Origin of the sequence: Lentzea sokolovensis, from assembly GCF_033949975.1 — a bacterium.
Taxonomy (GTDB): domain Bacteria; phylum Actinomycetota; class Actinomycetes; order Mycobacteriales; family Pseudonocardiaceae; genus Lentzea; species Lentzea sokolovensis.
Genome location: NZ_JAXAVU010000013.1, coordinates 546,089 through 566,431 on the forward strand (window position 1 = coordinate 546,089; position 20,343 = coordinate 566,431).

The following is a 20,343-nucleotide window of genomic DNA, read 5'->3' on the forward strand; positions in this document are numbered from 1 at the left end:
GGCGAAGTACGTCATGGCCTGTCTGCTCTGCGGCGCCGTCGAAGAGCCTTCGCTGCAGCACCGATGTGCGCACTGCGGGGGCGCGCTCGAGCCGAGATACCGATCGGAGCGGTTGGCACCCAGGACGGCTGGCCTGACGCCTGAGCGGACCTACTTCGAGCACCTCCCGCTCGGGTCGGCCGACGTTCTCGATGACGGGGTGAGCGTCAGCACTCCTTGCCGTCCCGCTCCCGTCTTGGGCGCGGCGATCGGTGTTCCACACCTGTGGATCAAGGACGAGTCCGTACAACCGACCGGGAGCACCAAGGATCGCCTGGCTTCCGTGGTGCTCGCCGTGCTGCGGCAGTCGGGGGTCACGGAGTTCGTGGCATCCAGCACCGGCAACAGTTCCACCGCGCTGGCCCGCGCTGTCCAACGCGATCCCGCGATGCGGGCGCACTTCTTCTGCGGGCGGGAGTTCCTGGCCTACCAAGGCTTCACCCCGGATGCCCGGATCCGTCTCTCGGTCGTCGACGGCACCTACGCGCAGGCCAAGGCGGCGGCCCGGGAGTTCGGCCGTACCGAAGGCGTCCACTTGGAAGGGGGGTTCTTCAACTGGGCCAGAAGGGAAGGCCTGAAGCTGGCCTACCTGGAGGCGATTGACCAGATGGAGTCCACTCCGGACGTGGTGGTGCAGGCAGTCAGCAGCGGAATGGGCATGGTCGCGGCTGACAAGGCCGTTCGCGAGTACTCGGAGTCGGGACGCGTCGACCGTGTGCCGCGCTACCTGATGGTGCAGCAGAGCAGTTGCGCCCCCATGGCGCACGCCTGGGCCAGAGGCGCGCGTGAACTGTCCGATTCGGACCGGGTGGAAAACCCGGAAGGTCTGGCCACGGCGATTCTGCTCGGTGACGGTCGACCGTACTATCCGTACCTGGCCGGCATTGTCGCCCGCGCCGGGGGCGCTATCGTCGCGGTGGGCCGGCAGGACCTGATCGACTGTCGAGCCATGCTCGTGGACCTCGAAGGCGTCGACGTGTGCTACGCGTCGGCGGCGACCATCGCCGGCATCCGTGCGGAAGCCGCCGCTGGACGCATCACTCCGGACGACACCGTGCTGGCCGTTCTCACGGGCAAGCTTCGGCCGAACTGATTCGCTCGAAACCGGGTCGGCCGGCGGCCACGAGAAGTTCCTGCCGTGTCGACGCACCTGTTCTCCACGGCGGCGGCGCGGCTCGTCAACGACTCGGGCCGCCGCCACCGACCCAGGACGCGCTTGGCGAGGCCGCAGATCGGTGCCAGAGGTTTCTCCCGGCGTTCGCCTGGCGTTGGCCCAGCGCACCTACGCTCCGCGCCATGACCGCGTCCCGCCGTTCCTTCCTGCTCGGCACCGGTGCGACCGCCGCCGCTGCCGCCCTGGTCACGCCTGGTTCCGCCAGTGCTGACAACGTTGTCGGGTACGGCCGTCCCGACCCGGAGGCGCGGCGGTTCACGCTCGCCGTGATCCCGGACACGCAGTACATGTTCGACCTCGACCGCGGTGACTCCGCGCCGTTGAAGGCCACGCTGCAGTACCTGATCGACCACCGGAAGTCCGAGAACATCGTCTTCATCAGCCACCTCGGCGACCTCGTCGAGAACGCGCGTGCGAGCGAGATCGACGACATCAGCGAACGGTTCGAGGTGCTCGACCGCCGCCGGATCGGGTACAGCGTGCTCGCGGGCAACCACGACGTGCCGGACTCGCGGCTGGACGACCAGCGCGGCCGCACGCCGTACCTCGACCGGTTCGGGCCGCAGCGGTTCCGCGCCTCGCCGACGTTCCGCGGGGCGAGCGCCGACGGTTACAACTCGTTTCACGTGTTCCGTGCGGGTGGCAAGGAATGGCTGGTGCTCGCGTTGGACTGGCGCATGTCCGCCAAGGGGTTCGAGTGGGCGCGTTCGGTGCTTTCCCAGCACGCCAAGCTTCCCGTCATCCTCACCACGCACGAGCTGGTTCACGACGGCGGTGACGGTGCGGCGGTGATGTCCGACTACGGCCGCAGGCTGTGGGACGAGCTGATCAAGGACAACGACCAGATCTTCCTGACGCTGAACGGGCACTTCTGGCCGCCGGCACGGGCGACGTTGCGCAACACCGCCGGCAACGACGTGCACGTGCACATCACGAACTACCAGGACCGCTACTACGGCGGCGGCGCGATGATCCGGCTCTACCACTTCGATCTGGACCGCCGGGTGGTCGACGTCCGCACGTTGTCGCCGTGGCTGCTCGGCAAGCGCTCGCTCAACCCGTTGGAACGCAAGGAGACCGAGCTGACTGGCCCGGCAGACCGGTTCAGCGTGCCGATCGACTTCGAGCAGCGGTTCGCCCGCTTCGACCCGCCGGTGTTGCCTCCCGCGCAGCCGGTCAAGGACGTGCTGGTGCGCGGCACCGTCGCGTACTGGCGGCTCGGCGAAGGGCTCAAGGACCTGTCGGGCAACGGGAACGACCTGCGGCAGACCGGTCCGCTGACGGCCTCGGACGAGCATCACCGGTTCGCGCCGTCACACCGTTCGCTGTACTTCGGGAAGACCGGCTACCTGTCCACTGTGGATTCCGCACCGGTCAACCGCGAGACGTTCGAACGCGGGTACACGATCGAGCTGTTCCTCAAGCTTCCGGCGGGCTTCGACCACCCGTGGTGCGGCCTGTTCACCAAGCTCGCGCCCGGTTCGGCGGCCGGCAAGTCAGGGGACGACCCGAGTGAGCCGATCGCCACGCTGAACGTCGCCGGCGGCGGGTCGCTCCAGTGGGCGGTGTTCCCGCGCAACCTGCCGGGCATCTCCACGAACTGGGGCCACGAGATGGACTACGAGACGTGGTGGCACGTCGCCGTGGTCAACGACGGCGTGCACACCACGATGTACGTCGACGGATCTCCGTTGCTGCGCAACCCGTCCACGCCCGCCCGTGGCATCTCGACCGCCGGTGACCCGTGGCTCGTCGGCGCCTACGCCTACGACAAGGTCGTCGAGAAGTCGTTGCACGGCTGGATCGGCGACATGCGGATCGTGAACCGGCCGCTCGACCGTTCCGAGTTCATGCGGTCGAAGGCAGCCCGAACTTCGGGAACAGACTGAGGTCGAAGAACGACGAGACGCGCGTGATCCGGTCGGATGCCTCCACCACCTGGAGGTTGAACGGCCGGAACACGCCGTCCTCCGCGCGCAGGTAGAGCCCGAACGCCGGCTGGCCGTTCGCTTCGGTGGCGATCATCCTGGCGCCGTGCGGGACCGACGGGCACTGGTTCGTGAGGTGCCACGCGACCATGTCCGGGCCTCGGTAGAACTGCGGGTACGGCGGCATCTCCCAGATGACGTCCTCGGCGAACATGCCGATGATCGCCGGGATGTCCTTGGCCTCGAAGGCTTTCACCCATCGGTCGAGCAGCTGCTTCGCGTCCGCGGGCTCGACGACCTCGTCCTCGCTGAGGTCCTTGAGCTGCGCGTGCGCCCGTTGCAGAGCGCTGTTCACGGCCGCCACGGTCATGTCCAGCTCGTCGGCGGTCTCGGCGGCGCTGAGCCTCAGCACGTCGCGCAGGATCAGCACCGCGCGTTGCCTCGGAGGCAGGTGTTGCAGGGCCGCGACGAACGCCAGCCTGGTGGACTCGCGTTCGGTGACGATCGCGGCCGGATCGGTCGGGAACGGCTCCAGCCACGGGATCTCGTGGTCCTGGGTGAGCGGGTCGGTCTCCGTGGCGCCCTGGGTGCCGAGCCCGAACGGCAGCGGGCGTCTCGTCCGGCCGTCGAGCGCGGTGAGGCAGACGTTCGTCGCGATGCGGTACAGCCAGGTGCGCATCGACGAGCGGCCCTCGAACTTGCCGTACGCCTTCCACGCGCGCAGGTACGTCTCCTGCACCAGGTCCTCGGCGTCGTGCAGCGAGCCGAGCATCCGGTAGCAGTGCGCGAGAAGCTCCCGTCTGAACGGGTCCGCGGCGGTCGCGAAGTCCACTGTCGCTGTCACCCCTGCACCCTAACCGCGTTCTGCATCCGGCCGATGAGGATCTCGATGTAGTTCCTGAGTTCCACCGGTTCGTGCACGTCGAACTCGAAGCCGAGGAACAGCAGGTGGAACACGATCCGTTCGAGCGCGTCGGCGCCCGTGCGCATCAGGCACGAGTTCTCGTCGATCGGTTCCAGCGCCGCGGACATCGGCGTGGTGCGTTCCGCGACGGTCTGCAGTGGTGCGTGGATCGTGAGCACCGCCTGGTAGGTGTAGACGCTGGAAGCGACCTGGCGGGACACGAAGTCGCCCAGCGACTCGGCCGGTGGCGTGCGGGGCGAGAAGCGCGCGGCGAGCGCGGGTTCCTCGGTGATGCGGTCCACCCGGAACGTTCGCCAGTCCTCTTTGGACACGTCCCACGCGACCAGGTACCACCGGCGGCCGGTGTGCACGAGTCCCTGTGGTTCGATCAACCGCTTCGAGGGATCGCCTTGCGTTGAGGCGTAGGTGAACCGCAGCTGCTGGTGGTCGCGGCAGGCGGCGGCGATGATCGTGAGCGTCTCCGCGTCGACGGTCGGGCCCGCCGCGGTCAGGGGAGTGGTGTGCGCCTGAAGCGCCTGCACCCGCCTGCGCAACCTCGTGGGCAGCACCTGTTCCAGCTTCGTGAGAGCGCGGACCGACGTCTCCTCGATGCCCGCGACCGAGCCGTTCGCCGCCGTTCTGAGTCCGACCGCGACGGCGACCGCCTCGTCGTCGTCGAGCAGCAGGGGAGGGAGTTCCGCTCCCGCCCCGAGCTGGTAGCCGCCGGCCGCGCCGGGCAGGGAGGTGACGGGATAACCGAGGCTGCGCAACTTGTCCACGTCCCGGCGAATCGTGCGCACGTCGACGCTGAGCCGCCCGGCCAGTTCCGGGCCCGTCCAGTCACGCCGCACCTGCAACAGGGACAGGAGCTTCAGCAGTCGTGCGGACGTCTCCAGCATGTGAAGGAGTCTAGATTCCATTGCGGACAACGGCCTGTGCTGGTTAGGGTTGCCGGTATGACTGCCGGGTCGGCCTTGTGCCGTGAGCGGAACGGTTGCCCGGCCCTGACTTGATCAGGGCCCCTCCATCCCCGCGCCTATCCGTAGTACGGGATACGTGCGCTTGGGAGAGGAGGTGATGCGCAATGCTTCCCAACGTTGGTGATGTCTTCTCGGGGAAGGTCGTCTCGACCGTTCCCTTCGGTTCGTTCATCGAGCACCCCGCCGGTGCACACGGGCTCCTGCACGGCCAGCAGGCCGAGGTCGGTGCCTCGGTGCAGGTGAAGGTGCTCGCGGTGGACGCTGAGCAGCAGCGGTTCAGCCTGGAGCTGGCGTGAGTTGAGCACCCGGGCAGAGGCGCCCTGCCCGGGCTTTCTCACGGTTTCCGGTAGTCCGCGCACTCGCCGGTCAGGCGGTCGTGCAGGGTTTTGCGGTGCCCTTCTTCGGAGGGCGCCGGACCCAGCGCGTCCGCGGGACTCGTGACGCCGTGCAGCAGCCGGTACAACACGACATCCGTTGCGGTGTAAAGCCAATCGTCCGCCCTGCCGGGAGGCGCGGCGGGTCCGAGCACGTTCTCGAACCACGCCGGGAACAGCAGATCACGCGCGACCGCGTCCTCGATGCGGGTGCGGATGAGCCGTCTCGTCCGCGCGATGGCCTCGTTGCCGGCCGACTTGGCAACGGTGTCCTTGGCGTACGTGTCGTCGTCCGGTGCCTCGGGGCGTTCCTGGGTCGTGACGGCCCGCCACTGCTTGTAGTTCTTGCGCCACAACGCTTCCGCTGTCGGCGGGAGATGCGTCAGAGCCTCGGCCGCGTCGATCGCCTCCAGCGCTTTGCGGTCGTACTCGGCGATGGCCTTGCGGGTGTCCTTGGCTTCCTGCGGCGTGAAAGTCCTGCGCGCGTAGGCTTCCTGGCCGGCCAGGATCTGGGTGATGAGCGACTCGGCCACCTCCGGCCAGTCGTCGAAGTCGGCCTTCTGGGTCTCGCCCGCCCGGACTTTCCTGTTGAGCGCCACCAGGAGGCGTTCGAGCCGGTGGACGCTCTCCGCCAGTTCGGTGACGCGGTCGTTGGTCTTCGTGAGCTTGCGGGTGTTGTCCTTGAGCTGGTTCGTCTGGCTCAGCTGGGTGTGCGCCGCCTCGGTCTGGGCGTGGTCGATGCGGGTCTCGAGGGACTTCAGCTCCTTCTTGAGGCGCTCGATCTTGTCGTCCAGTGCCTTGACCGGGTCGATGTTCATCTGAGCGTCCTCCAGGCCCACCAGGCGATGCCCGCTGCCGTGACGAGTGCCGCCCAGCCGCTGACCAGCGGGGTCAGCAGAGTGGCCGCCAGCGCCGCGCTGATCGCCGCGGTCCTGGCCCGCGGTTCCCAGATGGTGCGGCCGACGGGGTCCACCAGCACCGCCGCGGCCGTCGCCACCGCCAGCAGGAGCGACAGCAGCGACCAGGCGTCGAACCAGCCCACGGCGACGATCAGGGCCGCCGCCGTGGTGCCGGCGGCGATCGCCCGGTTCGGGACGGTCAGCCTGGCCGCCTCCACGTCCTTGCGGGCCGCCATCACGGCGTCGACCTCGGCGTTCGTGGTGGTGAGGAGGGTGTGGAAGTCGGGGCTGCCGGGGCCTGCGGCTTTCAGGGCTCGTAAGGCTGTTCGCAGGGACTGCTGGCGGTCGGCCAGGCGGGCGAACGGATCGGCTGCCATGCCCCGAAATCGTGATCAAGCTTGGTGGGCGCGGCTAGGCCTGTGGGGGGAGTTGGTCCGGTTGCCGACGAACTTCCCTCACTCGGCCTAGCGTTGCGCCTCACAACGTCTCGGCTCGTCAGGACTTCCGGCGGGCCTCGTCCGGCCACACGACCTCGATCGGCACCCCGGACGCCCGCGCCTGCTCCACCACGTCCGCCGTCCCGCCCTTCCCCTGGGCCGGCACGCCGTCCCACACGGCCACGAGCACCTCGACCGACGCGAGCATGCGCTCGTTGGCCGCCACGTAGGCCAGCCGCCCGCTCGACATGTGCGGCAGGACGCTGACCACCGTGGCGGCGGCGCGCAGTTCGTCGTAGTCGGCCACCTGGTGCGGCTTGAGGCGGTCGCGGTAGTCCAGGGCCGGCAGGACGACCTCCACCTGGCCTCCGAGCGCCAGGACGGCGCGGGCGAACACCTGGTCGGCGCCCGGTGCCAGGCAGGTCACGCCCACCAGGTCCGTGCCCAGCCGGGTCAGGGCCTCCGTGATGGCGGCCTGAACGGCGGGGACGCACTCGGGGACCAGGTTGCTGTGGCCGGTGATGCCTACGCGCATCAAGCGGTCCGGATCGCTCTGATCGCGTCCCTGGTGTCCTGCACGGCGGGGATGTGGCGGTGCCGTGCCGCTTCCTTGGCGAAGTCCTCCAGCTTGCGCAGGACTCTGCCCGAGGAGAGCTTCGCCGCTGTCGGCAGGACCTCGTTGATCAACCCGCACGCTGCCTCCGGGTCTCCCGCGACCATTTTGGTGCGCGCCAGTCCGATCACGTCGAAGGCGCGGTTGCGCACCTTCGACGGGTCCCGCAGTGCCAGGGCCCGCCGGATGTGTTGTTCGGCGAACACGGCCTGGGACGGGTCGTGCATGGCGAGGTCGCGGCAGCGGGCGCCGATGACGCCCTCCAGCTCGGCCTCGTCGAAGCTGTGCAGGTAGCGCGGCTCGCCGTCGGCGTCGCGCTGGGCGAAGCTGTCCTGCGCCATGCCCACGGCCTGGTGGAACTCCCTGGTCTTGCCCATCTGGGCGTAGGCCCAGGCCTCGCGGGTGAGCAGGAGGGCCTTGAGAGTCGGCGTGCCTGTTCGACGGGTGCCGTACTGGCCCAGTTGGACCAGCTCCAAGCCGTCCTCCGGGCGGCCCAGGTCGAACATCTGCCTCGCCATGGCGGCCAGGCACAGGGCCGCGAAGCCGTCGTTGTGGCCGGCCTTGGCCATGCGGACGGCCAGCACGTAGTAGCGCTGGGCCGCGTTGTGCAGGCCCGCGTCGAACGACATGCTCGCGGCCACCTTCGACAGTTCGGCGCCGATGAAGAACGCGCGTTCCGTCGTCGGGCCGGACGGTGCCCTGCCCAGGCGTTCGGCCAGCTCGTCGAGCTGCCCCAGCACCGCCTTGCGGGCCAGTCCGTAGCCGCCGCGGCCTCCCCAGCCGCGCAGGCCGTCGGCCACGCGTTGCAACGCGAAGAGCTCCTCCTCGCTGATCGCCGAGTGCGACGACCACTTCGACAGGTTCTGCAGGGGGTGCAACCACCGCTGCAGCGGTTCGACCAGTGCTGACCCCACCGTCACCGCGGCGGCTCCGGTGAGCGCCGCTCGTCTGCTGATCGCCAAGTCGCTCCTCGCCGTCTCCTCGACCGAACGGGCAATGCTCGTCGCCTCCCACGGGGCGGCGAGCACGTCTGGCGGGCCCGTGATGGGGGTGCCCACCTGAGCTGGGATGACGACTCGGTCGAACCACAGTCGTTCGCCCGGAACACCGAGCACCACCGCGAAATGGCGCAGCCGGTCGAGGCGGTCGATCTGGTTCTCGCCCGACTCGTAACGCGAGAGCTGCGCCTGGCTGATGCCGAGCCACGCCGCCATGCGGTCCTGCGTGACCCTGCTCAGGTGCTGGGGGTGATGCCGGTACGCGGAGATCAGCGCGCCCATGTCGCGGTCGATGCACGCCGCCGCGATCGCGGGGTGGTCCCAGAAGTCGTTGGGGACCTCAGGTGGTCCGTGCACGTCCGCACGAGCGTTGCGGCGGCACCGGTGACACAGCCGATCGGAGTTGTCGGCGGCGATGAACGCCCCACACGGGCAAGCGCGTCTGGATTTGGGTCTCGCTGCATCCATCGGCCTCGCCCCCGTCACTGAGCGTTTTCCCAGTGTACGGACGTGTGATCGTCAGTCCATCCATCTCATGCATAAGACGTAATGGATTCGCGTGTCGCAGTCCTGGTGCCGCCGTGCGGCGGATGAGCTTCATACGTCCGCTGCATGAGGCTCATGCAGCGGACGAGTGGTGTTGGCGGGAAGTGAGAAGCACCCTGCACAACGTCAGGCCGCGGGTCGATCCCCGTGGCGTGGCCAGTGCCTGACCCACCCAACGGGGAGGACAACCGCCGATGAGCCTCACGACCGCGGAAACCGGTACGGGTAGTGCCGGTATCCCACAGAACAGGGGACACGCACGCGCGATCGGGGAGGCCGTCGCCGGCTACCGGTTGCTCGGCTGGCAGGTGACCGTCACCGAGCAGGGTGTGTTCCTCCCACTAGGCCCCGCCACGACCGCTCTGGCGATGCCGGCGCGGATCGGGTCACGAGTGCTGGCCGACCTGAAGTCGCGCATGCTCGCCGGACCGGTCACGGTCATACCCGGCCCCCGCGAGCACTGGATCTTCCTCGCGGAGCTGGTGGCGTTGCTGCCCACGCACCTCAAGGCGCCGCCGGAAGTGCAGTTCGTGCGCTCGCCGCACCGGATCGCGCTCCCACCCACGATGACCAGGTACGGATCGCTGCGCTGGGCGAACCCGCCGTCGCACTCGCGGCACTGGTTCCCACCGTTCACCGCCGTGCTGGCACTGGCCCGGCAGGCCACCGCGGAGGACCACCGCCGATAATCGGTGCTCGTGGATCGTCGATCAGTGTTGTTGTGTGGGCTCGCCGCCGCTCTGAGCGCCTGTGGCGAGCCCGCTCCTCGCAAGACGGGTGGTGCCGGAACCGCCCGGCCCGGGGACCGGGTCGTCGCGGTCTCCTCGGTGCCCGAGGGCAGTGGCCTGCTGGTGGACATGCCCGGCAACGCCCAGCTGTTGGTCGTGCAACCCCGACCGGGTGAATTCCGCGCGTTCAATCCCGCGTGTCCCCATGTCGGTTCCCTGGTCAATCCTCCCGCGGGCGGAGTCATCACCTGCCCGTTGCACGGGAGCGCTTTCGACCCTTTGAGCGGCGCAGTCCGCAAAGGACCTGCGACTTCGGGACTGACCGAGGTTGCGATCGCCCGTTCCGGCGATGAATTGGTGCTCTCCTGAGACCTGTGCATTTGCTGTGCATTGGGCGTCTGAATGAACTCTCACTGACCGTTCCGCGTAATGCTGTGGTGTGACCCCGAACACCCACCACCACGGAGGATCGGTCGTGAACACCGAAAGCCTGGTCAGCAGGCGGGCGGCGCTCTGCGGAATCGCGGTTGCCCTCGCGGTGCCCAGCGGACTCGTGACCGCCTGCAGTTCAACGGGTACTTCCACGGGCTCGTCTCCCACGTCCGCCGGAGGGTCGGAACCCACTTCGGGAGCCGCCGGTTCCGCCGGTACGGCCCTGGTCGCGCTGGCCGACGTGCCCGAGGGCGGCGGCGCCGTCGTCGACGCCCCCGGCGGTCGCAAGATCGTCGTCGCGCGCATCTCCGCCACCGAGGTCAAGGCGTACGACGCCTCGTGCCCGCATCAGGGTTCCGTGGTCGCGGAACCCGCCGGTGGCACCATCACGTGCCCTTCGCACGGCAGCCAGTTCGGTGCTTCCGACGGCTCGGTGAAGAAGGGGCCCGCGACGTCCGGCCTGCGGGCGGTCGCGGTGAAGGTCGACGGCGACCAGGTGGTCCTGACCTGACCCTTTCTGTTTTTGTCAGACCACGTCGATAGTCTTGACGGCGTGGCAGATCCCTCGACGTATCGCCCCGCCGTGGGCACGATTCCTGAGGCTCCCGGCGTCTACAAGTTCCGCGACGCCGGTGGCCGGGTCGTGTACGTCGGCAAGGCGAAGAGCTTGCGCAGCAGGCTGAACTCCTACTTCGCGGATCTGGCCGGGCTGCACCCGCGCACCCGCCAGATGGTGACGACGGCGGCCTCCGTCGAGTGGACGGTGGTCGCCACCGAGGTCGAGGCGCTGCAGCTCGAGTACAACTGGATCAAGGAGTTCGACCCGCGCTTCAACGTCCGGTACCGCGACGACAAGTCGTACCCGGTGCTGGCCGTCACGTTGCACGAGGACTACCCGCGGCTGCACGTGTACCGCGGCCCGCGCAAGAAGGGCGTGCGCTACTTCGGCCCGTTCGCACACGCCTGGGCCATCCGCGAGACGCTCGACCTGCTGCTGCGCGTGTTCCCGGCGCGCACGTGCTCGGCGGGCGTTTTCAAGCGGCACAACCAGATGGGCCGCCCGTGCCTGCTCGGGTACATCGACAAGTGTTCGGCGCCGTGCGTGGGCAAGGTGTCGGCGGACGAGCACCGCGACATCGTCCTCGACTTCTGCGACTTCCTGGCGGGCAAGACGGACAACATGGTCCGCCGCCTCGAACGCGAGATGCTGCAGGCGTCGGAAGAGCTGGAGTTCGAACGCGCCGCACGCCTGCGTGACGACCTGGGAGCGTTGCGCCGCGCGATGGAGAAGCAGGCCGTCGTGCTCGGCGACGGCACGGACGCCGACGTGATGGCGTTCGCGCAGGACGAGCTGGAGGTCTCGGTCCAGGTCTTCCACGTGCGCGGCGGCCGGGTGCGCGGCCAGCGGGGCTGGGTGCTGGACAAGGTCGAGGCCATCGACGACGCGGCCCTGGTCGACCAGTTCATCATGCAGTTCTACGGCGACAACACGGAGAACACCCCGCGCGAGGTCCTCGTGCCGGTGCTGCCGGACGACGCCCCGGCTCTGGAAGACCTGCTGTCCGAACAACGGGGCTCGCGCGTGGCCCTGCGCGTCCCGCAACGAGGCGACAAGCGCGCCCTGATGGAAACGGTGGCCCGCAACGCCTCCGAAGCCTTCGCACAGCACAAACTCCGCCGGGCCGGCGACCTGACCGCCCGCTCCGCGGCCCTGCAGGAGATCCAGGACGCCCTGGCCCTCGACACCGCGCCGCTGCGCATCGAGTGCATCGACATCAGCCACGTCCAGGGCACCGACGTGGTGGCCTCCCTGGTGGTCTTCGAGGACGGTCTGGCCCGCAAGGCCGAATACCGCCGCTTCGCCCTCCGTGAAGCGGCAACGGAAGGCGACGTGGCCTCCATCGCCGAGGTGGTCCGCCGCCGCTTCCAGGCGATGCTGCGCGAAACGGCGTCCGGCGGCCCGAACCCAGGCATCGACCCGGACACCGGCAAGCCCCGCAAGTTCGCCTACCCGCCCAACCTCCTGGTGGTCGACGGCGCGGGTCCCCAGGCCGCCGCGGCCTCCGACGTCCTCACCGAACTGGGCATCACCGACGTGGCCGTGGTGGGCCTGGCCAAGCGCCTCGAAGAGGTCTGGGTCCCCGGCGAACCCGACCCGGTGATCCTCCCGCGCAGCAGCGACGGCCTGTACCTGCTGCAACGAGTCCGCGACGAGGCTCACCGCTTCGCCATCGCCTACCACCGCCAGAAGCGCTCGAAGCGCATGACCACCTCCGAACTGGACGAGGTGCCCGGCCTCGGCGAGACGCGCAAAGCCGCGCTGCTCAAGCACTTCGGCTCGGTGCGGAAGCTGCGACAGGCCACAGTGGACGAGATCAGCGACGTTCCCGGGGTGGGGCGCCGCACCGCCGAGGCCGTGGTGGCCACTCTGGCTTCGGCGGGCGGCAAGTCCTGATGGCTTCGGAACCGGGCCGTCGCGTGGAGGCGGAGGCCGCCGGAGTCGCGGGCACCACGTCGGCGGTGGACGACGGTCACGGGTCGCCCGCCTTGGGCTCGCCCGCGACCACGCCGCTGATGGACGGCTCGCCGGCCGCGGAAGAGGGTCCGCCGAGTGCTGCTGGTCCGCCGAGCGCTGTCGGCCCGCCGAGCGCTGCCGGTTCGTCGCGCGCTGCTGGCCCGCCGAGCTCTGCCGGTCCGCCGAGCTCTGCCGGTCCGCCGAGCGCTGCCGGTTCGCCAAGCGCTGTCGGTTCGCCGCGAACTGGGCGCGCGGCGTCTGCGGAAGGCTCGCCGTCGGCGAGCGCGGAGTCGCCGCCCGCGAGAAGTGCGACGGCTGCGGAGAGCGCGGTGTCAGCGAAAGCCGAGTCGCCGGCCCGCCGCGCCATGACCGAGGCCGTGGCACTGCGCCCGCTCCCGTCCGCCGCGGAGACGCTGCTGTCCGACCTGCGGGCGTCACCTCGCCTGGTGGCGCACCTGCGGGCCGTGCACGACGTGGCCTGCGAACTCGTCGCGTGGGTCGAGCGGCACCACCCGTCGGTGGCGGTCGACCGGGCCGCGGTGTTGTTCGGCGCGGCCACGCACGACATCGGGAAGGTGTTGCACCCCAACGAGTTGTCGGGTCCGGGCTCGGCTCACGAGCCGGCGGGCTATGAGCTGCTGCGTGCTCGCGGGGTCGAGGAACGGCTGGCCCGCTTCGCGCGAACGCACGGGTCGTGGACCGCGGACGGCGTGGGGCTGGAGGACCTGCTGGTCAGCCTCGCGGACAAGGTGTGGAAGGCCAAGCGCGTCCCGGACCTGGAGCAACTGGTCACCGGGCGCCTCGCGGAGGCCGCGGGCCAGCAGGCGTGGGAGGTGTTCATGGCGCTGGACGACGAGCTGGACCGGATCGCGTCGGGCGCTGACGCGCGGCTGGCGTTCCAGTCGAGCCATCCGGTCGCGGGGTGACGCCTCTCATCCTTCTCACCAGCCGCAGTGGTCACTTCCGTCCTGCGGGCGTCCCGTGAACCGGGCGAGGATCGTGACCGCGGCCACGGCGCGGCCGTGTCGACCGTCGAACCTGCCGCGCGTGAGGGCCGTTCCAGGGGAGACTGCATGCCGGGCGTGCCGCGACAGGAGCGCAGCCCAGCACACAGCTTGCCCAAACGAGAGCGCCCAGTGGCGCTCATGAACAGGTAACGGAGTCGTAGTCGTGAACGCGGAGAAGTCCGGCATCGAAGTCGCCGTGGTGACCGGGCTGTCCGGTGCGGGCCGCAGCACCGCGGCCAAGTGCCTGGAGGATCTCGGCTGGTTCGTCGTGGACAACCTGCCGCCGGAACTCATCGCCACCATGGTCGAGCTCGGCGCTCAGGCGCGTGGGGCGATCACGAGGGTCGCGGTCGTCATGGACGTGCGGAGCCGCGCGTTCACCGAGGACCTGGCCGCCATCATCAAGGACCTGGACGCGCGTGGGTACAAGCCGCGCGTGCTCTTCCTCGAAGCCACCGACGACGTGTTGATCCGCCGCTTCGAGGCGGTGCGCCGCGGTCACCCGATGCAGGGGGACGGGCGGCTGCAGGACGGCATCGAGGCCGAGCGGATCCTGCTGACGCCGCTCAAGCAGGAAGCCGACCTGGTGCTGGACACGTCCGCGCTGAGCATCCACCAGCTGCGGGCCAAGATCGAGGACACGTTCGGCACCGAGGCAGCGACCCGCACGCGGGTCACGGTGCTGAGCTTCGGATACAAGTACGGGCTGCCGATGGACGCCGATCTCGTCATGGACGTGCGCTTCCTGCCCAACCCGTTCTGGATCCCGGAACTGCGCGAGCAGACGGGTCTGGATGGTGAGGTGCGCAACTACGTGCTGTCCCAGGAGGGCGCTGACGAGTTCCTTGATCGGTACCACGAGCTGCTGAGGCTCATCGGTGCCGGTTATCGGCGTGAGGGCAAGCGCTACCTGACGCTCGCGATCGGGTGCACCGGCGGTAAGCACCGCAGTGTGGCCCTGAGCGAAGAGCTGGCCGCGCGGCTGGCTAGCGAGGACGGCATGGCCGTGAAGGTCGTGCACAGGGATCTGGGACGTGAGTGACGAAGTTGAAAGCTGTTGCTTTGGGTGGCGGACACGGGTTGCACGCGACGCTGACCGCGCTCAGACGGGTCACCGACGACGTGACGGCCGTGGTGACCGTCGCGGACGACGGGGGCTCGTCGGGGCGGCTGCGGCGGGAGCTTGAAGACCTGCTGCCGCCCGGTGACCTGCGCAAGGCCATGGCGGCGCTGGCGGGACAGGACGAGGCCAGCAGGCTGTGGACGTCCCTGTTCAAGCACCGTTTCGGTGGCACGGGGGCCCTTGCCGGCCACGCGGTCGGGAACCTGGTGATCGCCGGGCTGCTCGAGCAGCTCGGCGACCCCGTGGCGGTGCTCGACCTCACGAGCCGGCTGCTCGGCGTCCAGGGCAGGGTGCTGCCGATGTCGAACGATCCGCTCGACATCGAGGCGGACGTCATGGGCCTCGACGAGGACCCGACCGACGTGCGGCGCATCCGGGGGCAGGTCGCCATCGCGACCACGCCCGGGCTGGTGCAGCGCATCCGGCTGACTGCCCCGAACGGGCGACCTGCAGGCTGTCCGGAAGCAGTACAGGCTGTACTTGACGCCGATGTCGTGGTACTCGGCCCCGGATCGTGGTTCACCAGCGTGTTGCCGCATCTGCTGGTGCCCGAACTGCTCGACGCGCTGGTGCACACGCGGGCCAAGAAGGTTCTTGTGCTCAATCTCGTCCCCCAACCGGGTGAAACCGCTGGTTTCTCTCCGGAGCGGCATTTGGACGTAGTCTGCGAACACGCACCCGAGCTGAAGGTGGACGCGGTGATCGCGGACGTCGACTCGGTCCCCACCCCGGACCGGCTGACGCGCGCCGCCTCGGCACTGGGTGCGCGTACGCATCTGGCCAAGATCGCCGCACCGGACGCCGCTGAGCGGCATGATCCGGAGGCACTGGCCGGTTGCCTGAGGCAAGTGGTCGAGGAGACCGGAGTGGGAGGGACAAGCCCGTGGCGATGACGTCGGCGGTCAAGGACGAGCTGAGCAGGCTCGCGGTATCCAAGACCTGTTGCCGCCGCGCGGAGGTGTCCTCCCTGCTCAGGTTCGCCGGAGGCTTGCACATCGTGTCCGGCAGGGTCGTCGTCGAGGCCGAGCTCGACCTGGGTTCCGCGGCCCGCAGGCTGCTCAAGGAGATCCAGGCGCTCTACGGCCACCACGCCGAGGTCTTCACGATCCAGTCCAACGGCCTGCGCAAGGGCACCCGGTACGTCGTCCGCGTGGTCAAGGACGGCGAGGGGCTGGCCCGCCAGACCGGTCTGCTCGACCCGCGGGGCCGCCCGGTGCGCGGCCTGCCCGCGCCCGTCGTGTCCGGTGGCGTGTGCGACGCCGAAGCCGCGTGGCGCGGTGCCTTCCTGGCGCACGGCTCGCTGACCGAACCCGGTCGCAGTTCGTCGCTGGAGATCACCTGCCCCGGTCCCGAGGCGGCGCTGGCACTGGTCGGCGCGGCCCGCCGGATGGGCATCTCGTCCAAGTCGCGCGAGGTCCGCGGGGCCGAGCGCGTGGTGATAAGGGATGGCGACGCCATCGGGGCGATGCTGACCAAGCTGGGCGCGCACGACAGCGTCATGGCGTGGGAAGAGCGCCGGATGCGGCGCGAGGTCCGCGCCACCGCGAACAGGCTGGCGAACTTCGACGACGCGAACCTGCGCCGCTCGGCCCGCGCGGCCGTCGCGGCGGCCGCACGGGTCGCACGGGCGCTTGAGATCCTCGGATCGGAGGCGCCGGACCACCTGGCCGCCGCCGGGCAGCTTCGGCTCGCGCACCGTCAGGCGTCGCTGGAGGAGCTGGGCCAGCTGTCCGACCCGCAGATGACCAAGGACGCGGTGGCAGGCCGTATAAGGCGTCTGCTGGCCATGGCGGACAAGCGGGCCAAGGACCTGGGACTGCCGGACACCGAGTCCGCGGTCACGGCGGACATGCTCGAGGCCGAGGTCTAAGAGGTGTGGCGGCCCGCCCACACGGCGAGCTGAGCCCGTGAGCGCAGTCCGAGTTTCGAACGAGCGTGCGTGACGTGTCGGGCAACGGTGTGCGGTGAGATTCCGAGCCGTTGCCCGATCTGCCGGTTCGTCAGCCCCTCCGCCACCAGCGTCGCCACGTGCCGTTCGCGCGCGGAGATCACGTCGTCGGATTCGGCGAGCGGTTGCGCGGTCAGGGCGTAGGAAATGGCCTGTGCCAACGACATCCGCTCGCCCGTCGACTCGGCTGCCCGCAGCCGTGCGGCGGTGATCCGGTCGCGGCAGACGGCCCGTGCGTCGTCCAGCAGGTCCTGCCAGTACGGCTCGGCGCGGAACGCGTAGCGGGTGCGGACGACGGACGCCGACGTCAGCAGCGAGAGCGCGCGTTCGTCGTCGGAACCCACGCCGACCAGCCCGAGCGCCAGCCCCTCCAGGTCGTAGAACTGGTCCATCGGATGCTCGGACCCCACCTCCAGGCTCTCGCGGAACAGGTCGACGGCCTCCGGAAAGCTCTTGCGCGCCAACGCGATCGCGCCCGCGCTGTGCAGGACCGGGTTCAGCATGTGCGGCAGTCCGATCAACCGCGTCAGCGTCAACGCCTCGCGCACCAGCGGCGCCGCCCGGTCCGCGAAACCGTGCTGCAGCAACGTCCAGCCGTAGGAGTTCAGCAGGATGGCGCGCGCGAGCTGGTCGTCCGAGTCGCGCAGCAGCGCGGCGGCCTCCTCGAACAGTTGCCAGGCCACCGCGGGATCACCGGTGTGGGCCTCGGCGGAGGCGAGCACCTCCAGCGCGCGGGCGGTCGTGCCGGGACGGCAGGCATCGGCACGTTCGATGGCCAGGGACTCCTCGGCGAACCGGCGGGTCACGTGCCAGCCGCCGCGCACCCTGTGGTGCATCGCGGCCAGCACGGTGAGAGCGCTGCGGTACGCCTGCGGCATCGGCCGGGTCAGCGCCTGGTGCAGCAGCTCCGTGGGGGCGCCGCGCGGTCCACGCGGGGTCGAGGTCCAGGCCGTGGCGACGATCGTGAGGGCGTGCCGCGGCCAGTCGCCGGTGTCCGCGGTCCTGGCCACGGCCAGTTCGAGCAGGCCCACGTTGCGGTCCAGGCGCAGCACGACCGGCGGCGACGGGAAGAACGACGAGATCTCCGGCTCCACGACCGAACACACCCACTCGACCACACGGTCGGCCACAAGAGAGAGATCTCCGTGCGCGATGGCGCGCTCATGGCAGTAGAGGCGCACTGATTCGAGCTGACGGAACGTCGTGTGCCCACCGACCCGTTCCGCGACCAGCAGCGACTTCTGTTCGAGCCCGGTCAGCAGCTCCAGGGCGTCGGGGACGCCGCAGACCGCGCTCGCCACCCCGAGGTCGAACGGGACGCCCAGCACCGCGAGCCGGCGCGAGGCGGCCTGCTCCTGTTCGGAGAGCAGGTCGTAGCTCCAGCCGATCGCGGTCCGCAGCGTGCGATGCCGGTCGTCGGCGGACCGCGGCCCACCGGTCAGCAACGCGAGGCGGTCGCCCAACCGGGCAAGGATGTCGGCGGGGGAGAGCACGGTGATGCGCCGCGCGGCCAGCTCGATGGCCAGCGGCATGCCGTCCAACGACCGGCACACGGCGACGACGTCGGCGACGTTCGACGCGTCCACCTCGAACGAGCGGTCCACCGAGACGGCACGGTCGCGAAAGAGCACCACGGCGTCGTGACGCAGAGCTTCGGCGAGGTCGGCGTCCGCGGGCGGCAGCTCCAGCTCGCCGACCGCGAAGACCTGTTCCCCGGCCAGGCGAAGGGGTTCGCGTGAGGTCACCAGCACGCGCAGCCGGGGACAGGAGGCCAGCAGCTCCGTCACGACGTCGCCGACGTCGAGCAGCAGGTGCTCGCAGTTGTCGAGCACGAGCAACGGCCGCCGGTACTGCTCGATCTCGGCGATCACGGCGTCGCGCACCGACCGGCTCGGCAACGGGTGCGCGCCGACCGCGTGGTAGATCGCCTGGGTGGCGTCGGACGCGGGCGCCAGCGCGGCCCACCACGTCTGGTCAGCGCGTTTGCTCACGTGCTGGACGGCCAGCCTGGTCTTGCCCGCGCCCGCGGGGCCGACCAGCGAGACGAGACGTCTCGTCTCGGTGCGCGCCAGCGCGGCCAGTTCCTCGCGGCGGCCCACGAAGGTGTCGAGCGGCGCCGGCAGCGCCGTGTCATGCGGGGAGTCGTCGCGTGCCGAGCTGCGTTCGCGGTACGCGCGCTGACGGCAGGCGTTGGAGCAGTAGCGTCGGCCCGCGACCGCTTCGGTGAGCGGGTTTCCACATGTCACGCAGGCGGCATTGGCCGTCATGGCCATTGACCGTACCGGCGCGTAACGGTCCGTAACACCCGCTGTTTCGGGGTATTGAAGGGTCCTTCCGAAGGTCGACAGGATCCCTGCATGACAGCGCAGGCCAGATCCTCGAACCCGCTCGTGCCGCCGCAGGACCGCCTCGTCGTGGACGAGTGGCTCGAACGCATCGCCGCCGTGGTCGGAAGAGACGCGAAGGAGACCGGTCCGGAGGCTTGCCGGAGCGCCGCGGAGGCGGCAGAGGAACTGAGCGCGTACCTCTGGATGCTCCGCGCCCTGCGCCGCCGAACGGCCTAATCAGGACAGGTTTTTCTGGCTCGATCAAGAGATACTCACTATCCCTGTGACCAGGGACGCAGTTCGGCAGATAGGGTGGGCTTGTTCCTACCAAGCTGAACGCAAGGAGTCAGTCGTGACGGTTCGTGTAGGTGTCAACGGTTTCGGTCGCATCGGGCGCAACTTCTTCCGCGCCGTGAGGGCCGGCGGCCACGACATCGAGATCGTCGCGTTCAACGACCTCGGTGACGTCGCCACGATGGCGCACCTGCTGAAGTACGACAGCATCCTCGGTCGTCTGGACGCGGACGTGCAGGTCACCGACGAGGGCATCTCCGTTGACGGCAAGGTCATCAAGGCCCTCGCCGAGCGCAACCCGGGCGCTCTGCCCTGGAAGGACCTCGGCGTCGACGTCGTGGTCGAGTCGACCGGCTTCTTCACCGACGCCACCAAGGCCCGCGCGCACGTGGACGAGGGCGGCGCCAAGAAGGTCATCATCTCCGCGCCGGCCAAGAACGAGGACCTCACCGTCGTCATCGGCGCGAACGAGGACAAGTTCGACGGTTCGCAGACGATCATCTCGAACGCGTCCTGCACCACCAACTGCCTCGCGCCCCTGGCCAAGGTCCTCAACGACAGCTTCGGCGTCGAGCAGGGCCTCATGACCACGATCCACGCGTACACGCAGGACCAGAACCTGCAGGACGCGCCGCACAGCGACCTCCGCCGTGCCCGCGCCGCCGCGCTGAACATCGTCCCGACCTCCACGGGCGCCGCGAAGGCCATCGGCCTGGTGCTGCCGGAGCTCAAGGGCAAGCTCGACGGCTACGCGCTGCGCGTGCCGATCCCCACGGGCTCGGCCACCGACCTGACCGTCACGCTCAAGCGCGAGGTCACCGTCGAAGAGGTCAACGCCGCGTACAAGGCCGCCGCCGAGGGCCCCCTGGCCGGCATCCTCAAGTACTCGACGGACCCGATCGTGTCGGCCGACATCGTCACCGACCCGCACTCGTGCATCTACGACGCGCCGCTGACCAAGGTCATCGGCAACCAGGTCAAGGTCGTCGGCTGGTACGACAACGAGTGGGGCTACTCCAACCGCCTCGCGGACCTGGTCAAGCTCGTCGCCTCGAAGATCTGAGCAGGAGCGAACAG

The 20,343-nt window shown here is 69.6% G+C and carries 21 protein-coding genes; 13 read left to right on the forward strand and 8 right to left on the reverse strand.

Annotated elements, in window-relative coordinates; all coding sequences use genetic code 11:
• Window positions 1–13 precede the first annotated feature (13 nt).
• Together SK854_RS33725 and SK854_RS33730 are read left to right on the forward strand one after the other, a co-directional pair.
• Complete coding sequence (locus SK854_RS33725; RefSeq protein ID WP_319979169.1) at window positions 14–1,132, forward strand: threonine synthase; 1,119 nt, start codon at window positions 14–16, stop codon at window positions 1,130–1,132.
• A 203-nt stretch (window positions 1,133–1,335) separates the two neighbouring features.
• Window positions 1,336–3,102: a LamG-like jellyroll fold domain-containing protein gene (locus SK854_RS33730; RefSeq protein WP_319979170.1), complete on the forward strand. Its 1,767-nt coding sequence runs from the start codon at window positions 1,336–1,338 to the stop codon at window positions 3,100–3,102.
• Here SK854_RS33730 and SK854_RS33735 read toward each other — a convergent pair.
• Both SK854_RS33735 and SK854_RS33740 read right to left on the reverse strand, forming a co-directional pair.
• Window positions 3,062–3,985, reverse strand: a complete 924-nt coding sequence (locus tag SK854_RS33735) for a sigma-70 family RNA polymerase sigma factor (protein WP_319979171.1) — start codon at window positions 3,983–3,985, stop codon at window positions 3,062–3,064. The genes SK854_RS33730 and SK854_RS33735 overlap by 41 nt on opposite strands.
• Window positions 3,982–4,944: a helix-turn-helix transcriptional regulator gene (locus tag SK854_RS33740; RefSeq protein ID WP_319979172.1), complete on the reverse strand. Its 963-nt coding sequence runs from the start codon at window positions 4,942–4,944 to the stop codon at window positions 3,982–3,984. Before SK854_RS33740 ends, SK854_RS33735 begins: the two co-directional genes overlap by 4 nt.
• A gap of 185 nt (window positions 4,945–5,129) precedes the next feature.
• Between SK854_RS33740 and SK854_RS33745 the strand changes: the two genes are divergently transcribed.
• The gene (locus SK854_RS33745) at window positions 5,130–5,321 is read left to right on the forward strand and encodes a S1 RNA-binding domain-containing protein (protein ID WP_189155947.1); all 192 of its coding nucleotides are present in this window, start codon (window positions 5,130–5,132) and stop codon (window positions 5,319–5,321) included.
• A 38-nt stretch (window positions 5,322–5,359) separates the two neighbouring features.
• On the opposite strand, the gene SK854_RS33750 is transcribed toward SK854_RS33745, so the two are convergent.
• From SK854_RS33750 to SK854_RS33765, 4 genes are all read right to left on the reverse strand, one after another.
• Window positions 5,360–6,217: a hypothetical protein gene (locus SK854_RS33750; protein ID WP_319979173.1), complete on the reverse strand. Its 858-nt coding sequence runs from the start codon at window positions 6,215–6,217 to the stop codon at window positions 5,360–5,362.
• On the reverse strand, window positions 6,214–6,675 hold the full coding sequence (locus SK854_RS33755; protein WP_319979174.1) for a hypothetical protein: 462 nt from the start codon (window positions 6,673–6,675) through the stop codon (window positions 6,214–6,216). Before SK854_RS33755 ends, SK854_RS33750 begins: the two co-directional genes overlap by 4 nt.
• A 118-nt stretch (window positions 6,676–6,793) precedes the next feature.
• Window positions 6,794–7,270, reverse strand: coding sequence for a hypothetical protein (locus tag SK854_RS33760; RefSeq protein WP_319979175.1), 477 nt, complete (start codon window positions 7,268–7,270; stop codon window positions 6,794–6,796).
• Window positions 7,270–8,703, reverse strand: coding sequence for a helix-turn-helix domain-containing protein (locus tag SK854_RS33765; RefSeq protein WP_319979176.1), 1,434 nt, complete (start codon window positions 8,701–8,703; stop codon window positions 7,270–7,272). Before SK854_RS33765 ends, SK854_RS33760 begins: the two co-directional genes overlap by 1 nt.
• A gap of 383 nt (window positions 8,704–9,086) precedes the next feature.
• Here SK854_RS33765 and SK854_RS33770 point away from each other — a divergent pair, with 383 nt between their 5' ends.
• The 4 genes from SK854_RS33770 to uvrC all read left to right on the forward strand — a co-directional run bounded on the left by SK854_RS33770 (window position 9,087) and on the right by uvrC (window position 12,507).
• Complete coding sequence (locus tag SK854_RS33770) at window positions 9,087–9,581, forward strand: hypothetical protein (RefSeq protein WP_093601255.1); 495 nt, start codon at window positions 9,087–9,089, stop codon at window positions 9,579–9,581.
• A gap of 24 nt (window positions 9,582–9,605) precedes the next feature.
• Window positions 9,606–9,989: a Rieske (2Fe-2S) protein gene (locus tag SK854_RS33775; protein ID WP_319979263.1), complete on the forward strand. Its 384-nt coding sequence runs from the start codon at window positions 9,606–9,608 to the stop codon at window positions 9,987–9,989.
• A gap of 106 nt (window positions 9,990–10,095) precedes the next feature.
• The gene (locus SK854_RS33780; RefSeq protein ID WP_319979177.1) at window positions 10,096–10,563 is read left to right on the forward strand and encodes a Rieske (2Fe-2S) protein; all 468 of its coding nucleotides are present in this window, start codon (window positions 10,096–10,098) and stop codon (window positions 10,561–10,563) included.
• 42 nt (window positions 10,564–10,605) lie between these two features.
• Complete coding sequence (uvrC, locus tag SK854_RS33785; protein ID WP_319979178.1) at window positions 10,606–12,507, forward strand: excinuclease ABC subunit UvrC; 1,902 nt, start codon at window positions 10,606–10,608, stop codon at window positions 12,505–12,507.
• Between the two features lie 76 nt (window positions 12,508–12,583).
• On the opposite strand, the gene SK854_RS33790 is transcribed toward uvrC, so the two are convergent.
• Window positions 12,584–12,934, reverse strand: coding sequence for a hypothetical protein (locus tag SK854_RS33790; protein WP_319979179.1), 351 nt, complete (start codon window positions 12,932–12,934; stop codon window positions 12,584–12,586).
• Here SK854_RS33790 and SK854_RS33795 point away from each other — a divergent pair.
• From SK854_RS33795 to whiA, 4 genes are all read left to right on the forward strand, one after another.
• Window positions 12,897–13,493, forward strand: a complete 597-nt coding sequence (locus SK854_RS33795) for an HD domain-containing protein (RefSeq protein WP_319979180.1) — start codon at window positions 12,897–12,899, stop codon at window positions 13,491–13,493. The two genes, SK854_RS33790 and SK854_RS33795, sit on opposite strands and share 38 nt — an antisense overlap.
• 265 nt (window positions 13,494–13,758) lie before the next feature.
• Window positions 13,759–14,616, forward strand: a complete 858-nt coding sequence (gene rapZ / locus SK854_RS33800) for an RNase adapter RapZ (RefSeq protein ID WP_167971916.1) — start codon at window positions 13,759–13,761, stop codon at window positions 14,614–14,616.
• A 5-nt stretch (window positions 14,617–14,621) separates the two neighbouring features.
• Entirely contained in the window at window positions 14,622–15,590 is a 969-nt protein-coding gene (locus SK854_RS33805; protein WP_319979264.1) for a gluconeogenesis factor YvcK family protein, read from the forward strand.
• Window positions 15,581–16,567 (forward strand): DNA-binding protein WhiA, encoded by a 987-nt coding sequence (whiA, locus tag SK854_RS33810; RefSeq protein WP_319979181.1) that lies wholly within the window; start codon window positions 15,581–15,583, stop codon window positions 16,565–16,567. Before SK854_RS33805 ends, whiA begins: the two co-directional genes overlap by 10 nt.
• On the opposite strand, the gene SK854_RS33815 is transcribed toward whiA, so the two are convergent.
• Window positions 16,564–18,912 (reverse strand): ATP-binding protein, encoded by a 2,349-nt coding sequence (locus SK854_RS33815; protein WP_319979182.1) that lies wholly within the window; start codon window positions 18,910–18,912, stop codon window positions 16,564–16,566. The two genes, whiA and SK854_RS33815, sit on opposite strands and share 4 nt — an antisense overlap.
• Before the next feature lie 90 nt (window positions 18,913–19,002).
• On the opposite strand from SK854_RS33815, the gene SK854_RS33820 reads away from it, so the two are divergent.
• Entirely contained in the window at window positions 19,003–19,209 is a 207-nt protein-coding gene (locus tag SK854_RS33820; protein WP_319979183.1) for a hypothetical protein, read from the forward strand.
• Between the two features lie 115 nt (window positions 19,210–19,324).
• Window positions 19,325–20,329 carry a type I glyceraldehyde-3-phosphate dehydrogenase gene (gene gap, locus SK854_RS33825; RefSeq protein WP_086667356.1) on the forward strand — a complete coding sequence of 335 codons (1,005 nt, stop codon included), beginning with the start codon at window positions 19,325–19,327 and terminating at the stop codon, window positions 20,327–20,329.
• The last annotated feature ends 14 nt before the right edge of the window (window positions 20,330–20,343 follow it).